The following is a 24,652-nucleotide window of genomic DNA, read 5'->3' as shown; positions in this document are numbered from 1 at the left end:
CCCTAATTAGAAATTGTCTTTCAAGGTTCTTAAACGGGCAAATTCTTCAACGCTGTCTGCACGCAAGAAAGGATTGGTTTTAAGTTCAATTTCAATCGTGCTGGGTAAGGTGCATTGGCCTAACATTCTCAGACGTTCGACCTGTTCATGGCGCTCCTGAATTTCCAGATTATCCGGTTCTGCATGCACGGCAAACTGGGCATTGGAAAGTGTATATTCATGTGTACAGTACACCTTGGTGCGCGGGGGTAATGCAGCCAGACGAGATAGAGAGTGGTACATCTGTTCAAAAGTACCTTCAAACACCCGGCCACAGCCCATTGCAAACAGGGTATCACCGCAGAACAGCACATCTAGCGCATCAATAAAGTAGACAATGTGGCCTAAAGTGTGTCCCGGTACACTGATGATGCTGACATCGATACCATGAAAAGCGAATTCATCTTCATGCTCTAGAGGATGGCTGATGAATGGAATTTTACTCAATTCCTCACGAGGACCATATACCGGAATGTTTTTATCCTGAATCAGTTCAGGAACACCGCCAATATGGTCTTTATGCCAATGGGTTAACCAGATCTGCGCCAGTTCCAGTCTATACTGCTGGCAATATTCCTGTACCAGACCAGCTTCCGTGGGATCAACAGCCACGACCTGTTTGGAGTCTGTATGTTCCAGCAGCCAGATATAATTCTGTAAGTTATTTTTGACGTCTATACAGTGAATTTTGAAAGGCATCATTTCAGTTAAACCGTTTGAAGTTATTTAGTAAATTAGCATAATTACCCGGCATATGCAGATGCTGGGTCAATGTTTGTTGATGATTCATGTATCTGATTTTAAGAGTGTATAGGTTGGGTGATCAGTCTATATCATCCGCTGAAACAGGATCACCAATGCTATAAAAATGACCGCCTGCAATATGGTGAATACTGCGCCATTCACGCTCCACGTCCTGATAATACCAGTGTCCATCACGGAACACGCGCTCGTCAGCATAAGCCGCAATGACCTTGCCAATAAACAGGTCATGAGTTTGCTGATTATGGGGTTCAGGAATCAGTTCACACAGCAGCCAGGCTGCACAACCACTTACAGCCGGAATGTCTGACTGATCAAACTGAAACAGTTCCACACCACATTGTTCTAACTTATCGGGTTGATCATGCATGCTGATCGTTCCAACAGCTTGCACCATGTTCAGCTGTTTAAGCGTGGGAACTTGCAAAGCAAAGTAACCAGAATTTTCAATAATTTTGCGGGTTTTGGTACTTTTATCTAAAACTACAGTGACTTTGGCTGGCTGGAAGTCTAGCGCACAGGCCCAGGCTGCGGCCATAACATCCGTATTTTCCTGATCCTGGGCAGAAACCAGCACCGTTGGACCATGATTGAGCAAACGATAGGATTTTTCCAGGGGTACAGCTTTCAGATGGGGATTAGACATTGCAAACCTTAAAATAAACAAATGTACGTGCTAAAAATTATGCACTTATTGGCTTATTAACATATATAAATTTTTTTGGCGAAAAAAGCTTTTAAACTAAAGCGCTAAACAAAAGGAGTTTAAGCAATGAAAATGTATCAAGTGGATGCGTTCACTACGGAGCTGTTCAAGGGCAATCCCGCTGCGGTGATTGTGCAGGATGAGTGGCTGGATGAGAGCCTGATGCAAAACATTGCGCTGGAAAATAATTTATCTGAAACGGCCTTTGTAAAGACCATTGATGCAGAAAACTATGAAATTCGCTGGTTTACGCCAACGAAAGAAGTTGATTTCTGTGGGCATGCGACTCTAGCCAGCAGCTTTGTATTATTTCTGGATTATACCTCGCATAAAACCATTCGATTTCATGTAAAAAATCTCGGTATTTTTACAGTTAGCCAAGATCAAGATGGCAAAATCCGTATGAACTTCCCGATCCGTCGGGCAGTTTTGGTCGATGAATATCCTGCTATGTTGCGTGGAGCTTTGACCAAATCTTTTAAAAATGTCTATTTAAATGAACAGGCCTATATTATCGAATATGAGTCGGTACAGGATGTGCTGGATGAGACTCCGGATTTTGAATTACTAAAACAGGTCAATGATCGCCGTACCGCGATTACTGCGACTGGCGCATTGCTGGATGTCGCCTTAATGGCGGGTGCAGAACAGTATGACTGTGTATCGCGTTACTTCGCGCCAAGTAATGGTATTAATGAAGATCCGGTGACCGGTTCAATTCATACCGGAATCGTGCCGATCTGGGCAGAAAAACTCGGAAAACAGCAGCTGGTTGCTTATCAGGGCCCAAGCCGGGGGGGGGTGCTGTATTGCGAGATGCAGGATAATGACCGGATTGAAATTTCAGGTTACGGCAAGCTGTATATGAAAGCTGAAATTCTGCTTTAATCAGATAGAATATCTAAAAGCTGTTGTGAACAGCAGCTTTTATAAAAATACAACTCACAACAAGAGAGTCATTCTCTATGATGTTCACTGAATAAAAAGTTCATGTTTAAATTTGCTGGATCCAGAATGTCACTACGTTTTAAAAAATTAACACTTTCCATGTTTTTAATGGGCGCAGCGACGCTCAGTTTTGCTCAACCGGTATTGGTAAAAACAGAACAAAATATTGAAGAATATAAACTGGATAATGGTTTAAGAATTGTCCTTGCACCAAATGACAAAGAAAATAAGACTTTTATGAATACGGTCTATTTCACCGGTTCATTGAACGATCCGCAGGGGAAGGGTGGTCTGGCACATCTATTAGAACATTTAGCCTTTAAAGGGACTGAAAATATTAAAGGCGATGAATTTCAGCGTCGTCTGGATCAGTACACACTCTCATCGAATGCCAGTACGGATTATTATTCTACCAAATATACCAATCTGGTTCGCCCTGAAAGCACTGCACTGGCTGCGGTAATTCAGCTTGAAGCAGAACGGATGGATAAGCTGGTACTACAAGAAAAATATGTGCCAACTGAAATTGATATTGTTAAACGTGAACGTGAAATCCGTCTGGATCAGCCATTTTCAGTATTGATGGATCAAATCTTTAAATCGGCTTATGGCAACCAGCATCTCGGTCGTCTGCCAATTGGCGATTTAAATGAGCTGCAATCGATCAATATGCAGGAATTGAATCAATTCTACCGGACCTGGTATGCACCAAATAATGCCTATATGGTAATTTCAGGCAAGTTCGACAAGAAACAGGTACTGAAATATATTGATCAGCATTTTAGTCCAATCAAGGCACGTTCTGTACCAGAACAGCCGAAAGTACCAGAGTTAAGTCCTGAAAAGATTAAACAGCGTGAGTTTACTGTGGCCAAAGGCAGTGATTTTGCCAAATTCAATATCTATCTGAACCGTTCAGAAGTAGCTAAGCAGAACGCATTATCGGTAACACCAACGCTATACACCTTGCAGCCGAGCGGGCATCTGTATCAGGGGGTTGTCGAGCAGGGAACAGCGACAGCTGTACAGTCTGCTACCTGGCTAGATAAGGACTTCAATATGGTCTTCATGGGGGCAGTCTATGCGCCAAATCATGATGCGAAAAAGGTCGAACAGGCGTTGCAGAATGGTGTCGAGCAGGGTAAAGGTTTTAATGAAACTGAGCTGAACCGGGTTAAAAATATGAGCCGCAATGCTGCTGAGAACATTAAAAATAACGCAGCAGCCCTAGGTTCACGCCTGAGTGATTATATTGCATCTTCGAATGGAGACTGGAGCAAATATTTTAGGGATCTGAATGCAATTCAAAACCTGACTGTGGCTGATGCTAACGCTATCTATAAAGATTTTTTTAAGGCGGAATACCGCATTCAGGGCAATATTGTACCTACGCCTGAAGATCAGAAAACAGCCAAACAGCAAGAGCAGTTTGCAGCAGCTAAACCAACCCTGGATCAACAGCCTGTCACTGAAGAACCTTTAAAAGATGTTTCGGTTTACCAGGCTGAAGTAAAGCAGTATGTGAAGGAGTCTAAAAAGCTACTGACCAGCAAAGAAAAGCAGATCCAGCGTGGCAAACTGCAAAATGGCATTCAGTATGCTTTGTTCCCCACCCAGACCCGCGATGACAAAGTCTACTCGACGATTGCCCTTGATTTTGGTACAGCTGAAACACTCAAGCATAAAGGGGAATTGCTGGATCTGATGGCTTACTTGATCATGCGAGCTTCTGAGACTCAGAGCCTGCAACAGATTTCAGACAAAACTATTGAAGTGGGTGGCTCGGCCAATGTCAGTGCATCAGGCAATGGCCTGAATATTTCGATTTCAGCCAAGAAAGAATATTTTGAAGAATATTTTAAATACATTCTAAATGTATTGAAAAATCCGACTTTTGAGCAGAGCCAGTTTGACCTGATCAAGTCTCAGTCTTTGTCCAGCTTAGACCGTCCTTATACAGAACCGGATACGGTGACCAGTCTGACCTTTGCACGTCTGCTTGAGCGTTATGAGCCGGGAGATTTACGTTATCATTTTGAGCCTGACTTGGCTAAACAGCAGATCAACGCAGCGACGCGTGAACAGGTCCAGCAGTTGTATCAACGTTTCTTTAAAACCCATCATGCCCGCGTTGCGGTCACGGGTGAATTTAAGCCTCAAGCGATGCAAACATTAATCAAGCAGGAATTTGAGGGCTGGAAAAGCAATGAGCCTTATACTCGCCTCAAGTCTGAATATGTCGCGCGTACTGCTGAAAGGGTACATGCATTATCGGAACAGCGCGAGTTTGGCAGCTATGTCGCCGCCATTTCAATTCCGGTGGGTTCAGATCATCCAGATGTACCTGCATTACTGGTATTAAGACACATTTTGGGTGATTCACAACTGTCTTCTCGTCTGGCACAGGAATTACGTGAAAAGAATGCCCTGGTCTATGGCTTTAGTGCCAATGTGGATTTCGCTGAATGGGACAATGCCGGTGCCTTGGCCTTTGGCGCAAACTATACCGCAGGACGCTCTGGCCAAGTATCGGATTCAATACGTAAGGTGATTGCTGAGCTACGTAGCAAAGGTGTCACTGCACAAGAAGTCGAAGCTGCAAAAGCCAGTATTCTGAAAAAACGTGTCACAGCACTGGAAGATGATCGCCGTATTCATAGCATGCTGGTGCCTCAGCTGGAACGGAACCGCGACCTGAACTATCGTCAGAAACGTGACCGCGCGGTGGCAGCCTTAACCAAAGCAGATATCGATGCAGTGATTCAGAAGTATCTGAATACTGATCAGCTGGTAGAAGTGATGTCGGATCAATATGGGCAGCCAGTAAATCAGACCACGCTTACGAAACGTTAAATCTGCCTAATTCTGATAAAATTGACTAAAAACCTCCTCAATACAGGAGGTTTTTTTATAAGGAAGGGAAATGTTTATTCTTTAATAATAGTAAATATCTTCCATAGGTGAGAGGTAATAGATATTCCATAATTTCTGGCTTTTTTCTCAACCTTTAAAGCCGGTAAAAACCTTTAGCATTGTCATAAAAAACAGATTTTAAAGCATTTTCATCATAGTTATGTACGATATCGCTAAAGGCATCAATGATATCAACTAGATTTGCACTGACCCGATCCATCGGAAAATTGGAGGCAAACATGGCACGATCCGTTCCAAAGCATTTTAGGGCATGCTGAATTAGAGGTGTCGCAAGTTCAATGAGCTGTGCTTTGGAAGCTAATTGTCGCTGCTGATGAAAATGATGACCCAGCACTGGCATAAATAGCGCAGAGATTTTGGTCATGACATTCGGACACTCTGCCAGTTTGGCCAGATCTGTTTGCCAGTTTTTTAGAATCCGTTGCCTTTCCTGTGCAGTTTTTCCGGTACCTTTACCCACTGTGCCAAATAGTCCAACAGGCGTGCCGAGATGATCCAGAACAATCGGTGTTTCAGGGAAAGTCTTGGCAAGATGAATCACATCAGAAATCTGGGTGGAATAGACCCAGGCATCAAAACTCAGCCTGGCTTTGGCCAGATGTTCAAACCCTTTCAGGAATTTTTTATTAAGGTACAAATGGGGTTCATCAGCCCAGGCATGCACGCCTTTATCCGGATGCACGGAAGCCATTTTACGGATCCCACGAAACTTGGGCGAAACTTCCTGATGGAGTTGCAGTAATTTTTTAAAGTCTTTCCTGCGTGGATCCGCCGTAGCCACAATTGCACCTAATGCCAGGTTGTGTGCCTGAAAAGGCAGACCGGCTACAAATCGGGTTTCATTCACGACACCTGTGCCTTTGTGTTCATGCCAGCCAGCTTCAATATGTACCACCTGTTCAACCTGATAACGACCAATATCCTGTTTATAATGGGCAGGTAAATAAGGTGCGGTAATGTGTTCAGTCAGGCCTATCGTTTCAATAATTGGTTTGGGATTCAGGAGGCGCACCATACGGTCCAGCAGGCGAGGATGCTTACCAAACAGTTTGACTGCCAGTGCTGCCGCATGAGGGGTGTGATAGGGATCCCACTGATGGATATGTGGGTCGATGATGGGGAAGCTAAGCTGCATGACTTTCCTTGTTGTTATTGGAATTATTCTTATTGCTATATAGAAGTAAAATAATACGGGCGTCAATGCAAAAAGTTGATCTAAAAATGCCAAGTATAAAAAAAGCCCCGAAGGGCTGAACATTAATGATCGTGGTCATGATCATGTTTATGCTTGTTAGCATGGAATTCTTCGTTATGACGGAAGCGCAAATAGTTTTCGAACTGCTCGCAGTATTCATCATAATTGTCTTCCAGCATCATCTGGAACTGCTGAAGAATGTAAGACATCACCTGATCTTTGGCATCACGCATTTCATTGCCGTCTTTGAAATTGTTGGCTGCCACCCAGGTATTAAAACGGGCAGTCGCAAACAGCATCGAAGCGCTGACTTGACCACGCTTTTCTGCAGGATTGTCCTGAGAGCCTTTTTCTACGCGGCTAAACTCATTGGCTTGCTTGATAAATTCATCAGCACGTTCAAAGAATGCAGCATTTAACGCTTCTTCTTCGGTTACATCGGTCGCTTCAATCTTTTGAACCATGAATTTTTCCTGACACTAAAATCTTAATCGACTTATTATAGGCAAAGCCTTGCAGAAACTAAACCTTTGCCTTAATCTAAAAATAGCCTAAGCATAAAAATGTGATTCCCATGCAAGATGCAATCGCTGTACAAAGCCTAAAAAGTGACATTGCCTTATTACGTCAAAATATCTGGCCACCGGTCAATCTGGCCAATGTCGAAGGGCTGCCAATTTACTATGGCAGCAAGTCGCAGGTGGAAGAATATTATCGTCAGTGGACGGGTTTGATTGAAAGGGCGCAGGATCTGTTTCAGCCTTTTATGGAAGATGAAGTGCTGGATGCAGTTCATCTGCCTAGCCATTTAAATCTGCCATTATTCTATTTTCATGTCGATCGTATCCGGATCAATAAAACCCGCGCCAAAGAATCAAAAACTTTTCGTGGTATTGCCAGTCTGGTTGAAAAATGCGGTCAATTCGAGCCGGCACAGATTCAGGCGATGCAACGCTGGCTAGACAGTGATGAGACAGCAGCGCTGGTGGCACATCGGGAATTTGTCGATTTACGCACTTATGTGTTCCAGCATGGGCAAAGTGAATATACCCGGACTCGATTCTATGTGAATGGTATTGTTCTGAGCGTAGAGCAGAATTTCGAACTGGTAGATGCACGAGATAAGCCACGTAAACAGCGCAGTGACAGTTATAACGATCCGCTTGCCGATAACAATATCTGGAAAGTTTACGGTAAATATCGTTGAGTATTTACTGATCTATTTCTTCCAGAAAGGCTGTACCTGGGCAAATTGCTGTAACTCTGCCTGAATTTCCTTTTGCAGGCGCTGTTGCTCCGCATGTAACCAGCCCAGCACAAACCATGCTTTAGGCTTTCGTTTCACATAAGGTTGATATAGGCTTTCTGCAACATGCAGGTCATTATATTGACCCAGGCTTTCCTGTAGCGGTTTTAACGCTTTAAGATAATTTTTCACCTGTTTGGCTGGAAACAGGTTTTGCAGAAATTCGATGTTATAGCGTAAACGCTTGACCCGCTTACGGGTACGATGCTGATCTTCAATTGCCAGCTCACAAAACTGTTCAGCATCGGCACAGATCTGCTGATGTAATTTGCCTAGACGCTTATACAGCATACGAATATCTGTAGCGACCTGTTTAGGTTCAGCCTCACTATAACGCAGTAAGTCCAGTATCAGATAATTGGTTTCTGGTTCCCGGAATAACTGTTCTACATGGACATTTTCTTCTGTTGCCGGTGGTAAGCTCAGAATCGGTGATCCGGCAGCTTCAAGTTGTGGCAATAAGCTTTCTGCCAAGGCATCGCGATCACGTGCTGCACCGAGTTGCTGAAAAAGCTCAGTCAGTTGTTCCACCCAAATTGGAGGAATTTCTAGCTCATCGACATTAAAAAAGCGTAAGGCACTGCGCAGACGACGGATAGCGACCCGAGCTTGATGAATATGTTCACTGTCATAATGTTCAGTAGACAGCGCCGTCGCATTAGGAAGTAGGTGTTGCAAGGTATTTCTAATAATTTTCTGCAACATGCCATGTAGGTTATCATCCTTGCTTAATACCAGCGGCAGTTGATGTTGAGCAGGTGTAATGCTGCTGCCTTCAATCAAAGCATAGCCACGATCTGACTTGCTACGGCTGTCTAGCCATAAGTCATAACGTTGGATCCAGGGTTGTACAAATTCGATCAGTTCACTCAGCTGTCCTTGTTTGAGTTCAAATTCCAGCTCATAAATGGCAATAAATTCTGAACCATGCCGGATTTCACCTTGATCAAAAGCAATTTCAATCACACTGTTTTTATAGTTTTCTACATGAATAGAACGTTGCACTTCAGTTTCAAATTGCAGATTTAAGGGAATTTTTAGTGATCCTAATGCTTCTTTGAGCAGTTCACTGACTTCAGGATAATTTTTATAGTGTTTAAGGTCACATTGTTCAGGCTGTTCTTTTCCTAACTCAAATTCCACTTCCAGACGCTCAAAAGGCTGTTTCCCAGGAGCTTTAATGGTCTGTAGCCAGATTTCATTTTCCAGGCGCTGCCGTAAAGCAATCCCATGTTCACGCAGCTGTAACTCAGTCGTATCAAAATAACGAGCCCAGAGATGATTACGCACTAGCATTAAACTGACGAAGTCCTGTTGTAGCTGTGCGTGCATGTGGGAGGGAACTTGAAATTTGAGTTCGATTTCTGCCATCGGGTGCTCCTCCTCGATACGGCATTTAATAGTTATAATAGTGAATATAGCCCAAAGCGTTTGGAAAAGGTAAGCTGCAAATGCAACAAAAAAGCACCTCTGCGACTGAAGTGCTCTAGGATGGATTTTCTACAACTGCAATAAAACTTGATAAAGCGACTTTATTTTAAAAACTTGCGGCTCACCATAAACTGTTCTGTGGCCTCTAGCAGTTTTTGTGCATAAACTTCCTGCTTTGCAGTCAGCCAGCCCAGGACAAACCAGTCACTGGTTTCAAGCTCAGTCTGCTGAATATAGACTGCTGAGGAGGCGAGAGTCTGGTATTCAGCTGCTGCCAGTTGCGCATCATTCAGCGCCTTGCTGTATTTCTGTAGATTTTTCACATCATAAATTGAAGTCAGAATTGGAAAGCTGAACTTCAGTTCCTGAATACGCACCGCAAGTAGATCTAGTTGTTCAAAATCATGAATTTCAGTCTGGTTCATCTGCTCTTGTAAAGCTTTATATTGCTGTTGCAAAGTTACCTGTGCTACGGTTTTTAAATCCTGTGTGCTTTTGACATCTTCTTTCAGGCTAAAAATCAGCAGTTCCAGATAGTGATGCACATTCTGTGTCGACTTCACCAGATTACCCAGTTTTTCCTTGGCATATAGAATATCTTTACTCAGGTTTTCTGCAGTAGTCGGATTCTGTAAAAAGGCGGCTAATGTGCTTTGCATATGCTGTAAATGCTGCAAGTGTTCAAACTGCTTCTTAAAAGCTTCCAGCTGATGTACCCATTTGTCTGAAATGCCAGAATGCCAGTTTTTAAATAACAGAACACTTAGATACAAATGCTCTAGCGCTTGCTGAGCCTGATCGATATGATCCTGCTCTGCGACCTGCGCTGAAATTGCTGCGATATTAGGCAGTAAATGCTGCATCTGCTGGGCGATCAGACTACATAAAGCTTTGGCTGCACTATCTTTTTTGCTGAGCTGGAATTCTTTAGCTGGTACCGCTGGGCTAACTTTTTGCTGCGTTGCAAGCAGGTTACCGATTTCTGCTTTGCTGCGCACATCGAGCCATAGCTGATATTTCTTAACCCATTCAAAGCTAAATGCCAGCAATTGTTCAACTGAACCACTTTTTAGTTCGAATTCGACTTCATGGACTTCCTGTTCGGCATCTAGAGTACGGATCGCACCGATATCGAGGGCAACTTCAATTCCAGTGCCTTCATATTCAATCACGCGCAGGGTACGGGTGATATCCGTTTCAAACTGTAGCTTGAGCTGGCTGATCTGATCACCCAGTGCATTATTTAAAATTTGTTGCGCTTCTGGTGCAGCGGCATAAATATTCAGATCCAGTTCAGGTGCCCGTTCCAGTTCACCCAAGTCATGATTATGTTCAAAACGTTCAATATGGCTTTTACCGGCTGCTTTTAAGGTTTGTACCCAACGAGTGCCTTCCAGACGCTGACGCAGGGCTACGCCACTTTTTGAAAGCAGACGGTCTTCGGTGTCATAGTATTTGGCTTGCAGTTGAATCTGTTCGGACTTCTTCGGATCAAGTGCCTTTAACAGCGCAGTGCGGCGTGCTGCAGGAATCTGAAATTTAAGTTCAACTTCAACCATGATAAATATCCTGTTTGTACTGTCTATAAAGGTGATAGACAGAGCTGATGATGCTTTATATATGCTGTGGATGTGAGCACATACACGCTGCAATCATGTTTTTAATTTTTAAGTCGAAGATTGTAACTAAAATCATTTTTTTAGTAAGACTTGACCGGGCCAAATAAATCATGAACCTGTTTAAATTGATAGAATTTATTCGTACCTAAGCAGTTGAAAGCATGTTAGATTCAAGGAAAATTAAACATAGCTGAGAAATCTCGCTGCATGAGATCGCACTTTTAAATGTTTAAATAATGCGCTAATGTGAAATTAAAAATATCAGGATGATGCCATGAATGCACAAGTAGAACCTAAAGCGGATCTGATGCCAGCAGTTAGCCAGCCAATGCCGATCCGTGATTATCATGAATTTTATCGATTTTATCTGACTGAACACCGCAATATCATGAGTCGCCGTCTGCATGTAGCAGGAAGCAGTATTGGGCTGTATTTCTTTGGCAAGGCGATCATACAGCGTAAACCAAAATATTTTCTTTATGGACTGGCATCGGGTTATGCCTGTGCCTGGATCGGACATTTTATTTTTGAGAAAAACAAGCCCGCTAGCTTTAAGCAGCCACTATATAGTTTTGTCTCGGATTGGCGTATGTTTGCTGATGTATTGCGTGGCAATATCAGCCTGATTAGTCGTGATCAGGACAAGATTCCAAGTTAGAACTGATTAAAAAAAAAATGTATTGATGGGTCATCAGAATTACAGGAAAACGCTTGCAAGCTTAGAGTTAATGTTCTAATAATTAAGGCGTTGTCTAAAGGTAATATTTTACCAAAAGATACAGCGCAAGAATTACACAGTTTTCCATGCCTGGAGTGACCTTCTCCGGGCTTTTTTTATGTCCAAAATCCGGCAGGGTAAAATTATTACCTGACATTCTGCAATGTTCCTACAAGTTGGGGGCATAAAAATCAGGGTATCAAATGAGTGATTCATAACTGATGATTATTTTTATGTGATTTATATAAGTCAAATAGCAGATATGAATTATCCCTGAAATTATTAATTTTCCACATTAAATGAACTGGTTATTTTGATACTGCATTCCTTGTATTTATTTACTGAAAATATGTCGTTATATAAGTTTGCATGGTGTCATCATGCTCTTGGTTATGCCTATAATAGCTGATGTATTTTGAATGGCGGCAGTCATGCGCGGTTTGTATTTAATTACCAATGATGATCCAATTGAACTTCTTCTCGCGAAACTTGAAGGTGCGATGGCAACTTATGAAGTTGCAGTACTTCAGTATCGTCGTAAAAAAGTGGCGAAAGAAAATCAGGCTTATGAAATCGAATATATGAAACAAATGTGTGAACAATATAAAGTTCCATTTGTGATTAATGATGATTTAGAAACTGCGGTAAAATATGGCGTAGGTGTGCATTTGGGGCAGGGTGATGGTTCCATTCAGGAAGCTGTTGAACGGTTACCTAAAAATGTTTTGATTGGTCGTAGTTGCAACAACTCACTTGAGCTGGCTGAGCAAGCCATTGCAGATGGTGCAAATTATGTGGCATTTGGCGCGATCTATGCCACTGATAGCAAACCTGAAGCGGGCAATATTGGATTGGAAACCTTAAAACTGGCCAAGCAAAAATTAAATGTACCCATCTGTGCAATTGGTGGCTTAACTGTTGAAAACTCGAAAGAGGTGATTGGGGCAGGTGCGGATCTTTGTGCGGTTATTAGCGATGTTTTAGGTCGTTCAATGTCTACTGTCGGTCAACGTGTGTATGACTGGTCAGAACTATTTGCTGAACAAGCTTAATTTTTTATTTCTTATCTTATTTTTTTGAGTTGAGTGATTTTCATGAGTTTATCTCCAAAGCAAGAACAACTATTTAAACAAGCCAATAAACATATTCCAGGTGGCGTAAACTCACCTGTACGTGCTTTTAACGGCGTAGGCGGTACGCCAGTCTTTATTGAGAAAGCACAAGGTGCTTATCTATACGATGTCGATGGTAAACGTTATGTGGACTATGTCGGTTCATGGGGCCCGATGATTTTGGGTCATGCGCATCCAGCGATTATTAAAGCTGTTCAGGATGCTGCGGTAGATGGCTTAAGCTTTGGTGCACCGACGGTTCATGAAACGACTTTGGCGGATATCATTTGCGATATCATGCCATCGATTGAACTGGTGCGTATGACCAACTCAGGTACTGAAGCAACGATGACTGCGATCCGTCTGGCACGTGGTTATACTGGCCGTGATAAGATCGTGAAGTTTGAAGGCTGTTACCACGGTCACTCTGATTCCTTACTGGTAAAAGCAGGTTCAGGCCTGTTGACCAAAGGCGAGGGCGAGGCGACTTCTGCGGGCGTACCAGCGGACTTTGCCAAACATACTTTAACCCTTCCTTATAACGACATCGCTACCTTAAAAGAATGCTTTGCCAAGTTCGGTTCTGAAATTGCGGGTGTGATTGTTGAACCTGTGGCAGGTAACATGAACCTTGTAAAACCGATTGACGGTTTTCTGCAAGCGATACGTGATGTCTGTGATGAGCATGGTTCAGTTTTCATTATTGATGAAGTGATGACAGGTTTCCGTATCGGTCTTGGCGGTGCTCAGGCACATTACGGCGTAACTCCTGATTTGACCACTTTAGGTAAAATCATCGGTGCAGGTCTGCCAGTGGGTGCATTCGGTGGTAAACGTGAAGTGATGGAATGCATCGCACCGCTTGGTAAGGTGTATCAAGCAGGTACTTTATCAGGTAACCCACTGGCAATGCGTGCTGGCATTGAGATGTTTAAACATCTGCGTCAAGAAGGTTTCTATGAGAAATTAACTGCGCAACTTGAGAAACTGCTGGTTGGTTTACAAGCTGCTGCGGATGAAGCTGATATTCCATTCAAGACCCAACAAGTCGGTGGTATGTTTGGTCTATACTTTACTGATCAAGAAGACATCACCAGCTTTGATTCAATGCTGAAGTGTGATGTTGAAGCCTTCAAAAAATTCTTTCATGGCATGTTAAGTCGTGGTGTGAACCTGGCTCCATCTGCATTTGAAGCAGGATTTATTTCAGCTGCGCATAGTGATGAAGATATTGAGTTTACAATCCAAGCGGCTAAAGAAACTTTTGCTGAAATGAAAGGGTAATACAACCTCTCCCTAACCCTCTCCTAAAAGGAGAGGGAACATAAGCCCGAATTCCTTCGGGCTTATTTTATTCTTTTAATTAGATCGCAAAGATTTGAAATTGATAAATTAGAAATTGGATAGTTGAATGAAAACCAAACATTATCTGACCTTAAGCGATGCTGAGTTTTTGTTAAATCAGGCCTATGAATATGCACTAGAAAATGGCTTTAATGTCAGTATTGCTGTCGTTGATGAAACTGGCAATTTGCTGGCAATGAAGCGTATGGATGGTGCATCACCTATGACAGCAAACCTGTGTCTGGAAAAAGCACGTTGTTCTGCAATCAGTCGCCGTCCGTCCAAGCTGTTTGAAGATATTATCAAAGGTGGGCAAATGGGCTTTCTGACCATGGATACTTTCTCAGGTATGCTGGAAGGTGGTGAGCCGATTCTGTATCAAGGGCAGTTAGTGGGTGCAATCGGTGTATCTGGTGTGAAGTCGTTTGAAGATGCGGAGATTGCTCAGGTAGCAATTGAGAAGTTTTTAGCACAGCTGAGTTAATTCAAAATAGAAATTGATTAACTCAATTCAATAAATTGTTCCAAAATGAAGCGTGAAATATCAAATAAAAGCCCAATCGGTAATGAGGGGGCTTTTCTATATAAAATAAAAATCGTATTTCATGTCACGTTTATTATATTTTCTCCAATTTTAGAAAAAGTTTAAATTTACCTTTCGAATATTTGGCCTATTTCTAGTCTAGTGTAACCACGTTCTTTAAAGATCAAAACAATAGCTTGTCTATAATCTTCAGAAGTAGAAGTTCTATATTTATTAATTAATTGCTGCTCAGAATTAAGCTGGAGGTCATTTTTTATCGTCAATACTTCTGTAGAGACTTTATTAAAAATCTTGAAATTCAACATACAGGCGCTCTTTATCATTATTGTAGCGGCCCGACTACAACACACACCTGCCTTAGCTTAGTTAGACACCCTTAGTGACAAGGATTACAAATTAAAAAAGAATCTGCAAGTTTTTCTAAAGATGGAGCATGAATAATTTACTAAATTTATGTCTATTTAATATAAGGGTATTATATGAAATTAGTTCAATAAATGTTTGTGCAATCAAAAAATTTTCAAATTGAGACTAGACTAAAATATCATGAATCCTCATGCCATTTTGTATTTATAAGAGTCTACTATGCTGTACCCAATGCCTAAAAAAATCCAGTTTGCACCTTCCCAAGCCAAATGGCAGCTGTCCTCAACACAATCTGTTCTAGTTCTTGTAGGCTTACAAAATCTACGCATGATGCAGGGGATTCAAGACAGTGTGCTTATGCAAAACCTGATTCAAATCAGTAACAAAGCCAAAGCACTCGATATTCCCATTGTTGACCTGTACGGTGATGATCTGATTCAAGGTATGCAGCAACTCGGTGAATATGCCTCAACCCATCCACAGTTAATCTTTGCAGGCACAATCACCTCAATGTTGAAACAAATCCTGCCACATTTACAAAGTGTGACTGAGCAAATTTGCGTGATTGATGATGCGATCCTATTGTCAAATCAAGAACAGCACATTCAGTGGATCGATAATATTTCTGCACAAGGCTTGCATCATATGAATAGTTATAGCTTGACCCGATTATGGAATCTGAGTGCGCCAGCAGAATATGTGTTGTCGAGCAAAGGTATTATGTTAGCAGTAGCAGAACAGCTGGATATGGATGTACTAGATATTGATCCACATGTAGATTTAAGACAATGCGGACTGGACTCGATCGCTGTGGTAAGCCTGGTTGGTGTGTAGCGCGCTAATGGTGCAAATGTCCGTTATGAAGATGTTTATGAATATCCTTCACTAGAAGAACTGGTGAGTTTTGTTCTGCAATCAGCACGCAGATAAGCACGAATTGGGCAATTTTCTTAATATAATCGGAAATTTCATCGGCAATTACAGAAAACGACATTGTAATTCTGTGCCAAGCTTTCTATCATTGCCGCCTTGTTTTGCGCGATCAGCCAGGGATTGAACTTTGAGCAATTTTCTAACCGAACATCTGATTCATCGTGATGACGATTTTATGGTCATTCATAAACCAGCAGGTTTACTCACAGTACCCGGTAAAACAGAAGATTTGCAAGATTGCCTGATTAACAGATTAGTAGAATTAGAACCAAAAACACTGCTTATTCATCGTCTCGATCGGGACACTTCAGGAATTCTGGTCTTTGCCTTAAGCCGTGAAGGACAAAAATCTATTTCGCGCCAGTTTCAGGAACGCCAAACCGATAAAACCTATCAAGCTATTGTAGCCGGAACATTAGACGGTGAAGGTACTGTCGATGTACCGGTGATCTATGATCCAAGCCGTCCACCATTACATATTGCTGAACCAAATCATAACAAGCCCGCATTGACCCACTGGCAGGCAGTCGAGCATTTTGAAATTCAGGGACAGCCCGTTACTCGCGTCAAACTGACACCCATTACCGGTCGTTCACACCAGCTCCGTGTACACATGCAGTATCTCGGTCATCCAATTATTGGCGATACCTTATATGCTACAGTGCAACAGCAAAAGTTGATGCCACGCCTGTGTCTGCATGCAGAACAGCTCAGTTTTATTCATCCTAAAAATGCAGAAAAAGTCGAGTTTCATTGCCCTGCACCATTCTAGGAAATACTTGTTTAATCGTCGTTATTGATGCCCACTTTTGGTGGGCTTTGTGTCAAAATATATTGCTTGAAGGTGTGAAATTTTGCTCAAATGATGTGTTATTTTTGAGCATAATCTTTACAGTCTTGTACTTAAGATAAAGGTGGAAAAATTGCAGCAGTTTGCTATTGGTCAACGTTGGTTATCAGATACTGAAACAGAACTCGGTCTGGGGGTTCTCATTGATGTTGATGAGCGATCGGTCAGCATTTTATTCCCGAAAAGCGACGAAACCCGTGTCTATGCACGTAGCAATGCGCCTTTGTCTCGTATCATTTTTAATGTAAATGATGAACTGCAAGACCAGGAAGGCAATACCTGGACGGTTGAATCTTTTGAAGATCGCAACGGCGTGGTGCGTTATCAGGTTGTACGTACTTTAAGTGATGGTACTGAAGAACGTAAAGCTCTGAATGAAACCCGTATTGGTGCAACCATTCAGTTGTCTAAGCCATTAGACCGTTTGTTGGCTAGCCAGATCGATTATAAAGAATGGTATGATCTACGCATTGAAGCCATGCTCATGCAAGCCAATATGCAAAGCAGCCCGTTACGTGGTCTGGTTGGCTCACGTGTAGGACTGATTCCGCATCAGCTGTATATCGCACACGAAGTCGGTAAACGTTTTGCACCACGTGTATTGCTGGCGGATGAAGTAGGTCTGGGTAAAACCATTGAAGCCGGTTTGATCATTCACCAACAGCTAAAAACCGGCCGTTCTGAACGTATTCTGATTCTGGTACCAGATTCACTGCAATATCAGTGGATGATTGAAATGCGCCGTCGTTTCAATCTGGAATTCTCACTATTTGATTTAACTCGTACTGCATCGATCAAAGAACACGATCCTGATCTGAACCCATTTCTGACTGAACAGCGCATTATTGCTTCTATTGACCTGATGATTGACCACGAAGACCTGCGTGAGCAGGCGCTTGAAGCTGGTTTCGATCTGCTGGTTGTCGATGAAGCGCATCATTTGATGTGGAGTGAAGAAGAGGGAGGTAACGACCGTTACGATCTGGTTGAAGAACTATCTGAAAAAACACCAGGTGTATTATTGTTAACGGCAACACCTGAACAGCTGGGTGTGGAATCGCACTTTGCGCGTTTACGTTTGCTGGATCCACAACGTTTCAGTTCATTAGACCGTTTCCTGGATGAGGAAGCACAATATCAGCAGACTGCAAAAATTGCTGAAGTGCTAATGTCAGATATGCCACTTGAAGAAGGGCATCTGGCAGCACTTGAAGGTCTGCTTGGTCATCGTATTGAAGATAACCCTGAGCAACGTTTCCGTGCGATTCACGAACTGCTAGACCGCCATGGAACAGGTCGTATCCTGTTCCGTAATACCCGTGAAGCCATTCAGGGCTTCCCGGGGCGGGACTGCCAGCCAGCACCATTACCAGCACCTGAAAACTGGTCTAAAGATGGCAAGCTACGTGAGCAAATGTGGCCAGAAGAATCACAGCCTGATGGTTCCTGGATGGAATCAGATCCACGAGTAATGTGGTTGATGGAAAAACTCCGCACTGATCTCAAACACAAAAAAGTGCTTTTGATTGCGCGTAGTGGTCCAGTAGTAGAAGCACTGGAAAATGTGCTACGTCTTCATGCTGGTATCCGTACTGCGATGTTCCATGAAGGCATGAGCCTGCTGGAACGTGACCAGGCAGCAGCTTATTTCGCTGAAGAGTCTTATGGCGCACAGATTTTGCTGTGTTCAGAAATTGGTTCTGAAGGCCGTAACTTCCAGTTTGCTTCTGACCTGATTCTATTTGACTTGCCAGCAAATCCAGATGTGCTTGAGCAGCGTATCGGTCGTCTGGATCGTATCGGTCAGGAAAATCGTATCCAGATCCATGTACCTTATCTGGTCGGCACTGCACAAGAGCGTATGTTCCGCTGGTATAACGAAGCACTGAATATTTTCAGTAATATTTCGCCAACTGCGCAAACACTGCAAGAAAACTTCATTATTGAATTAAAAGATTGTTTATTGGCAGATAAAGGTCAGGCTTTTGAAGACCTGCTAGAAGAAGTGACTGTACAACGTCAGGCGCTGGAAGCAGAACTGCAAGAAGGCCGTGACCGTCTGTTGGAATACAACTCTTGCCGTCCAATGGTGGCACAGGAAATCGTCACTGCCCTAGAAGATTATGACGATAATACGACTTTGCCAATGTTCATGAAGCGCTTTATGGCATCGACCAACATTGATTTTGATGAGCAAAGTAATGGTACTGTGATCATCAAGCCAACCGATCAAATGCAGGTGCAAGGTCTGACTCTGGATGAAGAGGGCATGACTGCAACCTTCTATCGTGATCAGGCACAAATCCGTGAAGATGCTCAATACTTGACGCTTGAACATCCATTCACTGAAAGTGTGATGGAAATGATCAATACACAAGGTTTTGGTAGTACTAACGTTGCGGTGTTGAAGTCTGCTGCATTGCCACAAGGTTCAGTATTGCTTGAAGTCTGGTTTAAAGTGGATGTCGTGGCACCGAAAGCACTGAACTTACCATCAAGCTTGCCACAACAATTGGTTCGGGTATTGCTGAGCGAAAAAGGTCAGGATCTGTCGCAAAAAATTGCACCAGAAATCCTGAAGCCATACTTGCATCATCTTGATGGCAATAGCTGCCGTCAGGTCGTGAAAGCGCGTCGTGAAGTAATTGAAGCACGTTATCAACAGGCACTGGAACTGGCTCGTGCTGCTTTGCCACAATTCAAGCAACAAGCCAAAGAAGTCTATGGCAGTAAATGGCAATATGAAATTGACCGTCTGACTTACCTGAAACAGTTCAACCCAAGTATCCGTGAAGATGAAATTTCTCGTCTGCAAAAACTGCAGAAAGAAGGTTTAAGCTTACTGGATGGTCTGTCTGTAACCCCAGAAGCGATTCAGGTGATGGTGGTGGTTAAACCATAACAATCATCTAAGAAAAGGCAGCCTTCGGGCTGTTTTTTTATGGCTATTTTTCTACAATAAATTTGGATGGCTATCATCAGGACTTATATGATTAAAACTATTTCATTTAGATAAGAATATTTATTTGAAGATATAAGCTGTCAGTAAATGGTTGTTGTTAAAAATCATCTTCGGTTAAAATGGTAAAAAACCATAACAAGAAGTCAAAATAATGTCTCAGGCGTTTATTACTTTAGGCTCGCAAACTTCACATGGTGGTGTAGTTGCCGAAGCGGAAAATTCTATATTAATTCACGGAATCGCGGTGCATTTACAAGGCATGAAGCATTACTGTCCCAAGTGCAATAGCGTGGTGACCGCCATTGCCAAAAATCAATCCATTACTGTTTTAGGGCGGGCTGTGATTGTCGCAGGTGATAAAGCCAGTTGTGGCGCCCAGTTTCTGGCAAATCAGTATCTGACAGTTTCGCAAAAATAATCCAGCTGCTTTTATCCTTCATTCGGTGACTTCAAGGTCATGCTTAGGAAGAATATGTGCTCATTTTTAGTCATCTTTAAGGTTAAGCTTGCAGACATCATGGATTGAAAAACTATATAACCGCATGAAGCCAGCCTTACATTTTACCCATGCCAATGGCATTCCATCAGCGACCTATCGGAAGTTCCTGAACGGTTTTCAGGATGAATATACGGTTAAAAGTATTCCTTTGATCGGCATGAATCCAGATTATCCAATTACCACAGACTGGCGTTATTTGGTGGATGAGGTGATTGCCGATATTGAACAGCAATTTTCAGGAAAATCAGTGATTGGACTTGGACACTCTTTTGGTGGTTTAGTTACGATGATGGCGGCTTATAAAAAGCCAGCTTTATTTTCTAAGCTCATCATTATGGATCCGCCTTTTGTGATTGGGAAAAACAGTGCGTTATTTGAACTGGTAAAAAAGCTCAATTTAAAAAGTATTGATCGCTTTACTCCGGCAGGTATTACTTTAAAGCGTAAAGACCACTGGTCATCTCAGCTGGACGCGGTAGAGGCGCTGAGATCGAATCGTCTGTTTAAGCATTTTGATGAACAGTGTTTTCAGGACTATATCGACAGTGGAATTGTTGAAGATCAACAGCGCGGTGGTGTAACTTTAAAAATTCCAAAACAGGTTGAAGCAGAAATCTTTCGGACAGTTCCGGCCTGGTGGTGGCGTACCCCGCGTAAAGCACCGCAAGTTCCCATTCACCTCATCACTGCAGAACAGAGCCAGTTCTATCAACAGGGTCTACCGCAAGGCTTAAAGAAAATTTATCAAATTGATTATTCAGTCTTGCCAGGTGGACATATGTTTCCACTGGAACAGCCAAAACAGGTAGCTGAATATGTAAAAGCCAAACTGAAAACTTTGGGATAATATCGAATAAAAAGAGATAACCGGCATCTCTTTCTATTTAGCTTGCATTCATTAGGATTAACGGATTTGAGACTGATCGAGATGTCGAGCACCTTCCAAAATCATACGGATCATGATCATAGTCTGTTCGGCAATTTCCTGACGTTCATCAGCTGGCATATCTATCACTTTGGCACCCATGTTAAATACCAGCTGGGTAATCGCTTTGGCAGCGATATCCGGATAGAGCAGACGGCTTTTATTTAGTCTTTCCAGACGTACCAGGTCTTCCTGTAATTCCTGCTGAAAATACTGGAGTTGACGTTCTACCGCCTGTTTATATGATTGTGAACCAGTATAGCCTTCACGGAGTAACAAACTCAGGTTGCCTTCATCAGCATCTAACTGGGCAATAAATACTTCTACTGAACTACGAATAATACTGTTCTGTTTCGATGCCTTTAAACGCGATTCATTCAGAATCTTACGCAATACCAGACCGGCACGGTCAATCAGTTCAATTGCCAGTTCATCGATATCTTTAAAGTGACGATAAAAGCTGTTCGGTGCAATACCGGCTTCGCGTGCTACTTCACGCAGGCTTAAAGAGGCAATACTTTTTTGTGGGCCAATCAGATTTAAGGCTGCCTGAAACAGTTCTTCTTTGGTAATCGTCGCCTTACGCCCCACGCTGCGTACAATGATCGGTTCATCAATGTTCTTTGTTTTGAGTAGGGAAGCGTCACTGCTTATTTTCATTGAAGACTCGTCATGTATTGGATATGAGGCATTCCAGTATTATAGCGAAGCGCAGCAAACTTGTGAAATGAATAGAAACAATACAGGTGTATATACAAATATATATACATGTGTATAATAATTCAAAACCCAACAAGATTGCTATGAAGATGCAGGTACTCGCAAAACGTAAATCGCCGATCGATTTCTTTAAAGAAAGCGTGATTGATCAGCATGCGATTAATTTCTGGATGCAGAAATTTAACCCACTCTGGTCGCTGAACCAGCCATTGGGCAAGATTGTGCATAAAGAAAATGCTGCCCAGGATATGGTCAGCCTGAAAATTCAGGTCAATCGCTTGTTCAAATTTGGCGAAGCAGGCCAGCATCATCCAGTTTACGTTGTGGTAAATGGTATTCGTTACGAGCGTAGCTATAGTTTGACGCAGTTAGACCAGCAACACGTGTTACTGACCATCAAGAAAGTTGAAGATGGTAAGGTAAGTCATTGGGCGGCAAATATCGCTCAAGTTGGTGACATTATTGAATTCGGTTTGCCATTTGGCGATATGACTTTAGCTGTTGAAGCAACACCAATGCTGTTGTTGGCGGCGGGTAGTGGTATTACACCTATGCTGAGTTTGCTCGAAGCATTGAGCAAGACTGGCAAGCTGAGTCGACAGCCAGTACAGCTTCTGTACTGGGTAAAGCATTATCAAGATGTCGCATTCAAATCACGTTTTGAAGAATTTGCTGCGCAGTATCCAAACTTTAGCTTTAAAGTATTCGCGACTCAGGAACAACTGGCTGCGGAACGCTTGAATCAAAGTCATCTGACCAATCTTCAAAATATTGATCAGACAACAGTCTATGCTTGCGGTCCATCAGGTTTTGTCGCTCAGGCAGAAATACTGTTTGCTCATGCCAAAGTATTTAAGTCTGAAGCTTTCAGCATGAGTTTGGACGATAACACTGAAACAGGCTTTGTGAATGTCACACTGACGCAATCTAATAAAGTTGTTAGCATTCCAAAAGGTCAGTCTATTCTGGCGAGTCTGGAACAGCAAAATATTAAACCGAACCACGGCTGTCGTATGGGTATTTGTAATAAATGCGCTTGTAATAAAGTTGAAGGTTCTACCAAAAATTTAGTCAATGGCGCACAAAATAAAGAACCAGGAAATCTCCTGAAAATTTGTGTGAATTCAGCGCAGACTGACCTTGTCATCGACCTATAAGCGAGTTGATCACTATGAATATGCCAGTAAAATTTCAGTATTTTAAAAATCCAAAAAACCGTGAACTGACACAGACAGAATTGGACGAACTTGCGCGTGAACTTGATGCGATCAAGCAGGAAGTGCTAGATGACTTGGGCGAGAAAGACACGAAATACATCCGTTGTGTCTATTCTGCAGTTCGTTACTCTTCTATCGCGGGTCGTGCGTTATTGTTCGCAGGCTGGTTCCCACCAGCATGGATTTTAGGTACAGGTCTGCTTGGTTTTGCCAAAATCATGGAAAATATGGAGTTGGGTCATAATGTCATGCACGGTCAGTACGACTGGATGAATGATCCTAAGATGAATGGCCAGACCTATGAATGGGACATTGTGGGTACTTCTGATAACTGGCGTCAAACCCATAACTTTAAACATCATACCTATACCAATATTAAAGGTATGGATGATGATATCGGCTATGGTCTGGTTCGTCTGTTCCCTGAACAACGCTGGAAACCATCTTATTTATTGCAACCGATTTACAGCATTCCATTCTGCCTATTGTTCCAATGGGGCGTAGCGATTCAAAACCTTGAACTAGGTAAATACTTCAAGGGTCGTAAAACCAAGGAACAGACCAAAGAAGAATGGAAACCAATGCAGCGTAAAATTACCAAGCAGCTGTTTAAGGACTATGTCTTCTTCCCATTAATTGCAGGTCCTGCTGCATTGCCGGTGTTTGCTGGTAATATGGTGGCAAATGGTATCCGTAACGTTTGGACATTTAGTATTATTTTCTGTGGTCACTTTACCAAGGATGTTGAAGTATTTCCGAAATCAGTACTGGAAAATGAAAGCCGTGGTCACTGGTATATGCGCCAGATTCGTGGTTCATCGAATCTGACAGGCTCTGAAGCATTTCATATTCTGACTGGTCACTTGAGCCATCAGATTGAGCATCATTTATACCCTGATGTACCTGCACGTCGTTATCGTCAAATGGCGCCAAAAGTTCAGGCGGTTTGTGAAAAATATGGTCTGAACTATAACAATGCCAGTCTGGTGAAACAGTACGGCAGCGTGATCAAGCGTATTGTGAAATATGCTTTTCCGTTTAAAAAATAAGTTTCTATAATTTAATAGACAACCACTTCAATTGAAGTGGTTTTTTTTTAATTCCTTTAATTATATTTTCAGTCTTGAACATGGCTACGTAAAATCCGAATGAGATTGATATAGTTTCCTTTCTTTGCGGCTGAAATGACACGATCGATTTCTTCTTTTTTCCATTTATGCCGACGTGCAGCATAAATAAATTTTGATAGCAAAATAAAAGGATTTTCACCGTATTGGATATATAGATTTCTTATAGACCTCTTTCATAAATCATTTTTTGCTCAGCTCCAAGTTGTAGATTCCAGCGATTAAATTGAATCTCAAACCAAGCCTTTTACCTCTATTCCGATAACGCTCAGCAAGGATTTTGAAGGTTTTCAGGCTGCCAAATACATGCTCAATTCCGATTCTTCTTTTATTGATTTCTTGATTATAGATTTTCAATTCAGGATCCAATTTACAGTGTCTTTTGGCTTTTAATG

The 24,652-nt window shown here is 42.3% G+C and carries 22 protein-coding genes and 1 pseudogene; 14 read left to right on the top strand and 9 right to left on the bottom strand.

Annotated features, from left to right (window positions below; all coding sequences use genetic code 11):
* Window positions 1-6: 6 nt before the first annotated feature.
* Both gloB and C3420_RS06485 read right to left on the bottom strand, forming a co-directional pair.
* On the bottom strand, window positions 7-741 hold the full coding sequence (gloB, locus tag C3420_RS06490; protein ID WP_103800068.1) for a hydroxyacylglutathione hydrolase: 735 nt from the start codon (window positions 739-741) through the stop codon (window positions 7-9).
* Window positions 742-862: 121 nt separating this feature from the next.
* Window positions 863-1,447, bottom strand: coding sequence for a flavin reductase family protein (locus C3420_RS06485; RefSeq protein ID WP_103800069.1), 585 nt, complete (start codon window positions 1,445-1,447; stop codon window positions 863-865).
* Between the two features lie 126 nt (window positions 1,448-1,573).
* Here C3420_RS06485 and C3420_RS06480 point away from each other — a divergent pair, with 126 nt between their 5' ends.
* Window positions 1,574-2,395: a PhzF family phenazine biosynthesis protein gene (locus tag C3420_RS06480; protein WP_103800070.1), complete on the top strand. Its 822-nt coding sequence runs from the start codon at window positions 1,574-1,576 to the stop codon at window positions 2,393-2,395.
* A 126-nt stretch (window positions 2,396-2,521) separates the two neighbouring features.
* On the top strand, window positions 2,522-5,308 hold the full coding sequence (locus C3420_RS06475) for a M16 family metallopeptidase (protein WP_103800071.1): 2,787 nt from the start codon (window positions 2,522-2,524) through the stop codon (window positions 5,306-5,308).
* A 154-nt stretch (window positions 5,309-5,462) separates the two neighbouring features.
* Here C3420_RS06475 and C3420_RS06470 read toward each other — a convergent pair whose 3' ends face one another.
* Together C3420_RS06470 and C3420_RS06465 are read right to left on the bottom strand one after the other, a co-directional pair.
* Window positions 5,463-6,524 carry an amidohydrolase family protein gene (locus tag C3420_RS06470; protein WP_103800072.1) on the bottom strand — a complete coding sequence of 354 codons (1,062 nt, stop codon included), beginning with the start codon at window positions 6,522-6,524 and terminating at the stop codon, window positions 5,463-5,465.
* Between the two features lie 122 nt (window positions 6,525-6,646).
* Window positions 6,647-7,048 (bottom strand): DUF3144 domain-containing protein, encoded by a 402-nt coding sequence (locus C3420_RS06465; protein ID WP_004812380.1) that lies wholly within the window; start codon window positions 7,046-7,048, stop codon window positions 6,647-6,649.
* Between the two features lie 110 nt (window positions 7,049-7,158).
* On the opposite strand from C3420_RS06465, the gene C3420_RS06460 reads away from it, so the two are divergent.
* A complete protein-coding gene (locus C3420_RS06460; protein WP_103800073.1) occupies window positions 7,159-7,791 on the top strand; it encodes a hypothetical protein in 633 nt (210 codons plus the stop codon).
* 12 nt (window positions 7,792-7,803) lie between these two features.
* On the opposite strand, the gene C3420_RS06455 is transcribed toward C3420_RS06460, so the two are convergent.
* Both C3420_RS06455 and C3420_RS06450 read right to left on the bottom strand, forming a co-directional pair.
* Window positions 7,804-9,261, bottom strand: a complete 1,458-nt coding sequence (locus tag C3420_RS06455; RefSeq protein ID WP_103800074.1) for a CYTH and CHAD domain-containing protein — start codon at window positions 9,259-9,261, stop codon at window positions 7,804-7,806.
* A 161-nt stretch (window positions 9,262-9,422) separates the two neighbouring features.
* Window positions 9,423-10,880 (bottom strand): inorganic triphosphatase, encoded by a 1,458-nt coding sequence (locus C3420_RS06450; RefSeq protein WP_103800075.1) that lies wholly within the window; start codon window positions 10,878-10,880, stop codon window positions 9,423-9,425.
* A 334-nt stretch (window positions 10,881-11,214) separates the two neighbouring features.
* On the opposite strand from C3420_RS06450, the gene C3420_RS06445 reads away from it, so the two are divergent.
* From C3420_RS06445 to C3420_RS06425, 4 genes are all read left to right on the top strand, one after another.
* On the top strand, window positions 11,215-11,598 hold the full coding sequence (locus tag C3420_RS06445) for a DUF962 domain-containing protein (RefSeq protein ID WP_005221671.1): 384 nt from the start codon (window positions 11,215-11,217) through the stop codon (window positions 11,596-11,598).
* Window positions 11,599-12,089: 491 nt separating this feature from the next.
* Window positions 12,090-12,710 (top strand): thiamine phosphate synthase, encoded by a 621-nt coding sequence (thiE, locus tag C3420_RS06435; RefSeq protein WP_048882083.1) that lies wholly within the window; start codon window positions 12,090-12,092, stop codon window positions 12,708-12,710.
* Between the two features lie 42 nt (window positions 12,711-12,752).
* The gene (gene hemL, locus C3420_RS06430) at window positions 12,753-14,054 is read left to right on the top strand and encodes a glutamate-1-semialdehyde 2,1-aminomutase (protein WP_103800076.1); all 1,302 of its coding nucleotides are present in this window, start codon (window positions 12,753-12,755) and stop codon (window positions 14,052-14,054) included.
* Window positions 14,055-14,181: 127 nt separating this feature from the next.
* Window positions 14,182-14,598, top strand: coding sequence for a GlcG/HbpS family heme-binding protein (locus tag C3420_RS06425; RefSeq protein WP_048882085.1), 417 nt, complete (start codon window positions 14,182-14,184; stop codon window positions 14,596-14,598).
* A 167-nt stretch (window positions 14,599-14,765) separates the two neighbouring features.
* Here the strand turns inward: C3420_RS06425 and C3420_RS06420 are convergent, their stop codons facing one another.
* On the bottom strand, window positions 14,766-14,963 hold the full coding sequence (locus tag C3420_RS06420) for a hypothetical protein (protein ID WP_004812396.1): 198 nt from the start codon (window positions 14,961-14,963) through the stop codon (window positions 14,766-14,768).
* Window positions 14,964-15,243: 280 nt separating this feature from the next.
* On the opposite strand from C3420_RS06420, the pseudogene C3420_RS06415 reads away from it, so the two are divergent.
* From C3420_RS06415 to C3420_RS06395, 5 genes and pseudogenes are all read left to right on the top strand, one after another.
* A pseudogene (locus C3420_RS06415) lies at window positions 15,244-15,954 on the top strand (phosphopantetheine-binding protein).
* A gap of 130 nt (window positions 15,955-16,084) precedes the next feature.
* On the top strand, window positions 16,085-16,729 hold the full coding sequence (locus C3420_RS06410; protein ID WP_048882086.1) for an RluA family pseudouridine synthase: 645 nt from the start codon (window positions 16,085-16,087) through the stop codon (window positions 16,727-16,729).
* 142 nt (window positions 16,730-16,871) lie between these two features.
* Window positions 16,872-19,709, top strand: coding sequence for an RNA polymerase-associated protein RapA (gene rapA, locus C3420_RS06405; RefSeq protein ID WP_048882087.1), 2,838 nt, complete (start codon window positions 16,872-16,874; stop codon window positions 19,707-19,709).
* 211 nt (window positions 19,710-19,920) lie between these two features.
* Complete coding sequence (locus C3420_RS06400; protein WP_048882088.1) at window positions 19,921-20,187, top strand: PAAR domain-containing protein; 267 nt, start codon at window positions 19,921-19,923, stop codon at window positions 20,185-20,187.
* A 124-nt stretch (window positions 20,188-20,311) separates the two neighbouring features.
* The gene (locus tag C3420_RS06395; RefSeq protein ID WP_048882089.1) at window positions 20,312-21,115 is read left to right on the top strand and encodes an alpha/beta fold hydrolase; all 804 of its coding nucleotides are present in this window, start codon (window positions 20,312-20,314) and stop codon (window positions 21,113-21,115) included.
* A 57-nt stretch (window positions 21,116-21,172) separates the two neighbouring features.
* Here the strand turns inward: C3420_RS06395 and fabR are convergent, their stop codons facing one another.
* Window positions 21,173-21,853, bottom strand: coding sequence for an HTH-type transcriptional repressor FabR (gene fabR / locus C3420_RS06390; RefSeq protein ID WP_004894263.1), 681 nt, complete (start codon window positions 21,851-21,853; stop codon window positions 21,173-21,175).
* A gap of 149 nt (window positions 21,854-22,002) precedes the next feature.
* Here fabR and C3420_RS06385 point away from each other — a divergent pair, with 149 nt between their 5' ends.
* Both C3420_RS06385 and C3420_RS06380 read left to right on the top strand, forming a co-directional pair.
* A complete protein-coding gene (locus C3420_RS06385) occupies window positions 22,003-23,070 on the top strand; it encodes a ferredoxin reductase (RefSeq protein ID WP_171294449.1) in 1,068 nt (355 codons plus the stop codon).
* 14 nt (window positions 23,071-23,084) lie between these two features.
* Window positions 23,085-24,179, top strand: coding sequence for a fatty acid desaturase family protein (locus tag C3420_RS06380; protein WP_103800953.1), 1,095 nt, complete (start codon window positions 23,085-23,087; stop codon window positions 24,177-24,179).
* Between the two features lie 261 nt (window positions 24,180-24,440).
* Here C3420_RS06380 and C3420_RS17235 read toward each other — a convergent pair.
* On the bottom strand, window positions 24,441-24,652 hold a 212-nt coding region (locus C3420_RS17235; protein ID WP_146048148.1), incomplete at its 5' end, for a transposase.

The sequence above is a fragment of the Acinetobacter sp. ACNIH3 genome (genome assembly GCF_002918965.1).
Lineage (GTDB): Bacteria > Pseudomonadota > Gammaproteobacteria > Pseudomonadales > Moraxellaceae > Acinetobacter > Acinetobacter schindleri.
Note: the sequence above shows the minus strand (reverse complement) of the source record. Positions and strands in the feature narration are given on the sequence as shown.

Coding starts and splice junctions, on each gene's coding strand:
- C3420_RS06400 (WP_048882088.1), top strand. CDS start 19,921: ATGTCTCAGGCGTTTATTACTTTAGGCTCGCAAACTTCACATGGTGGT.
- C3420_RS06380 (WP_103800953.1), top strand. CDS start 23,085: ATGAATATGCCAGTAAAATTTCAGTATTTTAAAAATCCAAAAAACCGT.
- fabR (WP_004894263.1), bottom strand. CDS start 21,853: ATGAAAATAAGCAGTGACGCTTCCCTACTCAAAACAAAGAACATTGAT.
- C3420_RS06385 (WP_171294449.1), top strand. CDS start 22,003: ATGCAGGTACTCGCAAAACGTAAATCGCCGATCGATTTCTTTAAAGAA.
- C3420_RS06395 (WP_048882089.1), top strand. CDS start 20,312: ATGAAGCCAGCCTTACATTTTACCCATGCCAATGGCATTCCATCAGCG.
- C3420_RS06455 (WP_103800074.1), bottom strand. CDS start 9,261: ATGGCAGAAATCGAACTCAAATTTCAAGTTCCCTCCCACATGCACGCA.
- C3420_RS06480 (WP_103800070.1), top strand. CDS start 1,574: ATGAAAATGTATCAAGTGGATGCGTTCACTACGGAGCTGTTCAAGGGC.
- hemL (WP_103800076.1), top strand. CDS start 12,753: ATGAGTTTATCTCCAAAGCAAGAACAACTATTTAAACAAGCCAATAAA.
- C3420_RS06425 (WP_048882085.1), top strand. CDS start 14,182: ATGAAAACCAAACATTATCTGACCTTAAGCGATGCTGAGTTTTTGTTA.
- C3420_RS06420 (WP_004812396.1), bottom strand. CDS start 14,963: ATGTTGAATTTCAAGATTTTTAATAAAGTCTCTACAGAAGTATTGACG.
- thiE (WP_048882083.1), top strand. CDS start 12,090: ATGCGCGGTTTGTATTTAATTACCAATGATGATCCAATTGAACTTCTT.
- C3420_RS06445 (WP_005221671.1), top strand. CDS start 11,215: ATGAATGCACAAGTAGAACCTAAAGCGGATCTGATGCCAGCAGTTAGC.
- C3420_RS06475 (WP_103800071.1), top strand. CDS start 2,522: ATGTCACTACGTTTTAAAAAATTAACACTTTCCATGTTTTTAATGGGC.
- C3420_RS06470 (WP_103800072.1), bottom strand. CDS start 6,524: ATGCAGCTTAGCTTCCCCATCATCGACCCACATATCCATCAGTGGGAT.
- gloB (WP_103800068.1), bottom strand. CDS start 741: ATGATGCCTTTCAAAATTCACTGTATAGACGTCAAAAATAACTTACAG.
- C3420_RS06465 (WP_004812380.1), bottom strand. CDS start 7,048: ATGGTTCAAAAGATTGAAGCGACCGATGTAACCGAAGAAGAAGCGTTA.
- C3420_RS06485 (WP_103800069.1), bottom strand. CDS start 1,447: ATGTCTAATCCCCATCTGAAAGCTGTACCCCTGGAAAAATCCTATCGT.
- C3420_RS06450 (WP_103800075.1), bottom strand. CDS start 10,880: ATGGTTGAAGTTGAACTTAAATTTCAGATTCCTGCAGCACGCCGCACT.
- C3420_RS06460 (WP_103800073.1), top strand. CDS start 7,159: ATGCAAGATGCAATCGCTGTACAAAGCCTAAAAAGTGACATTGCCTTA.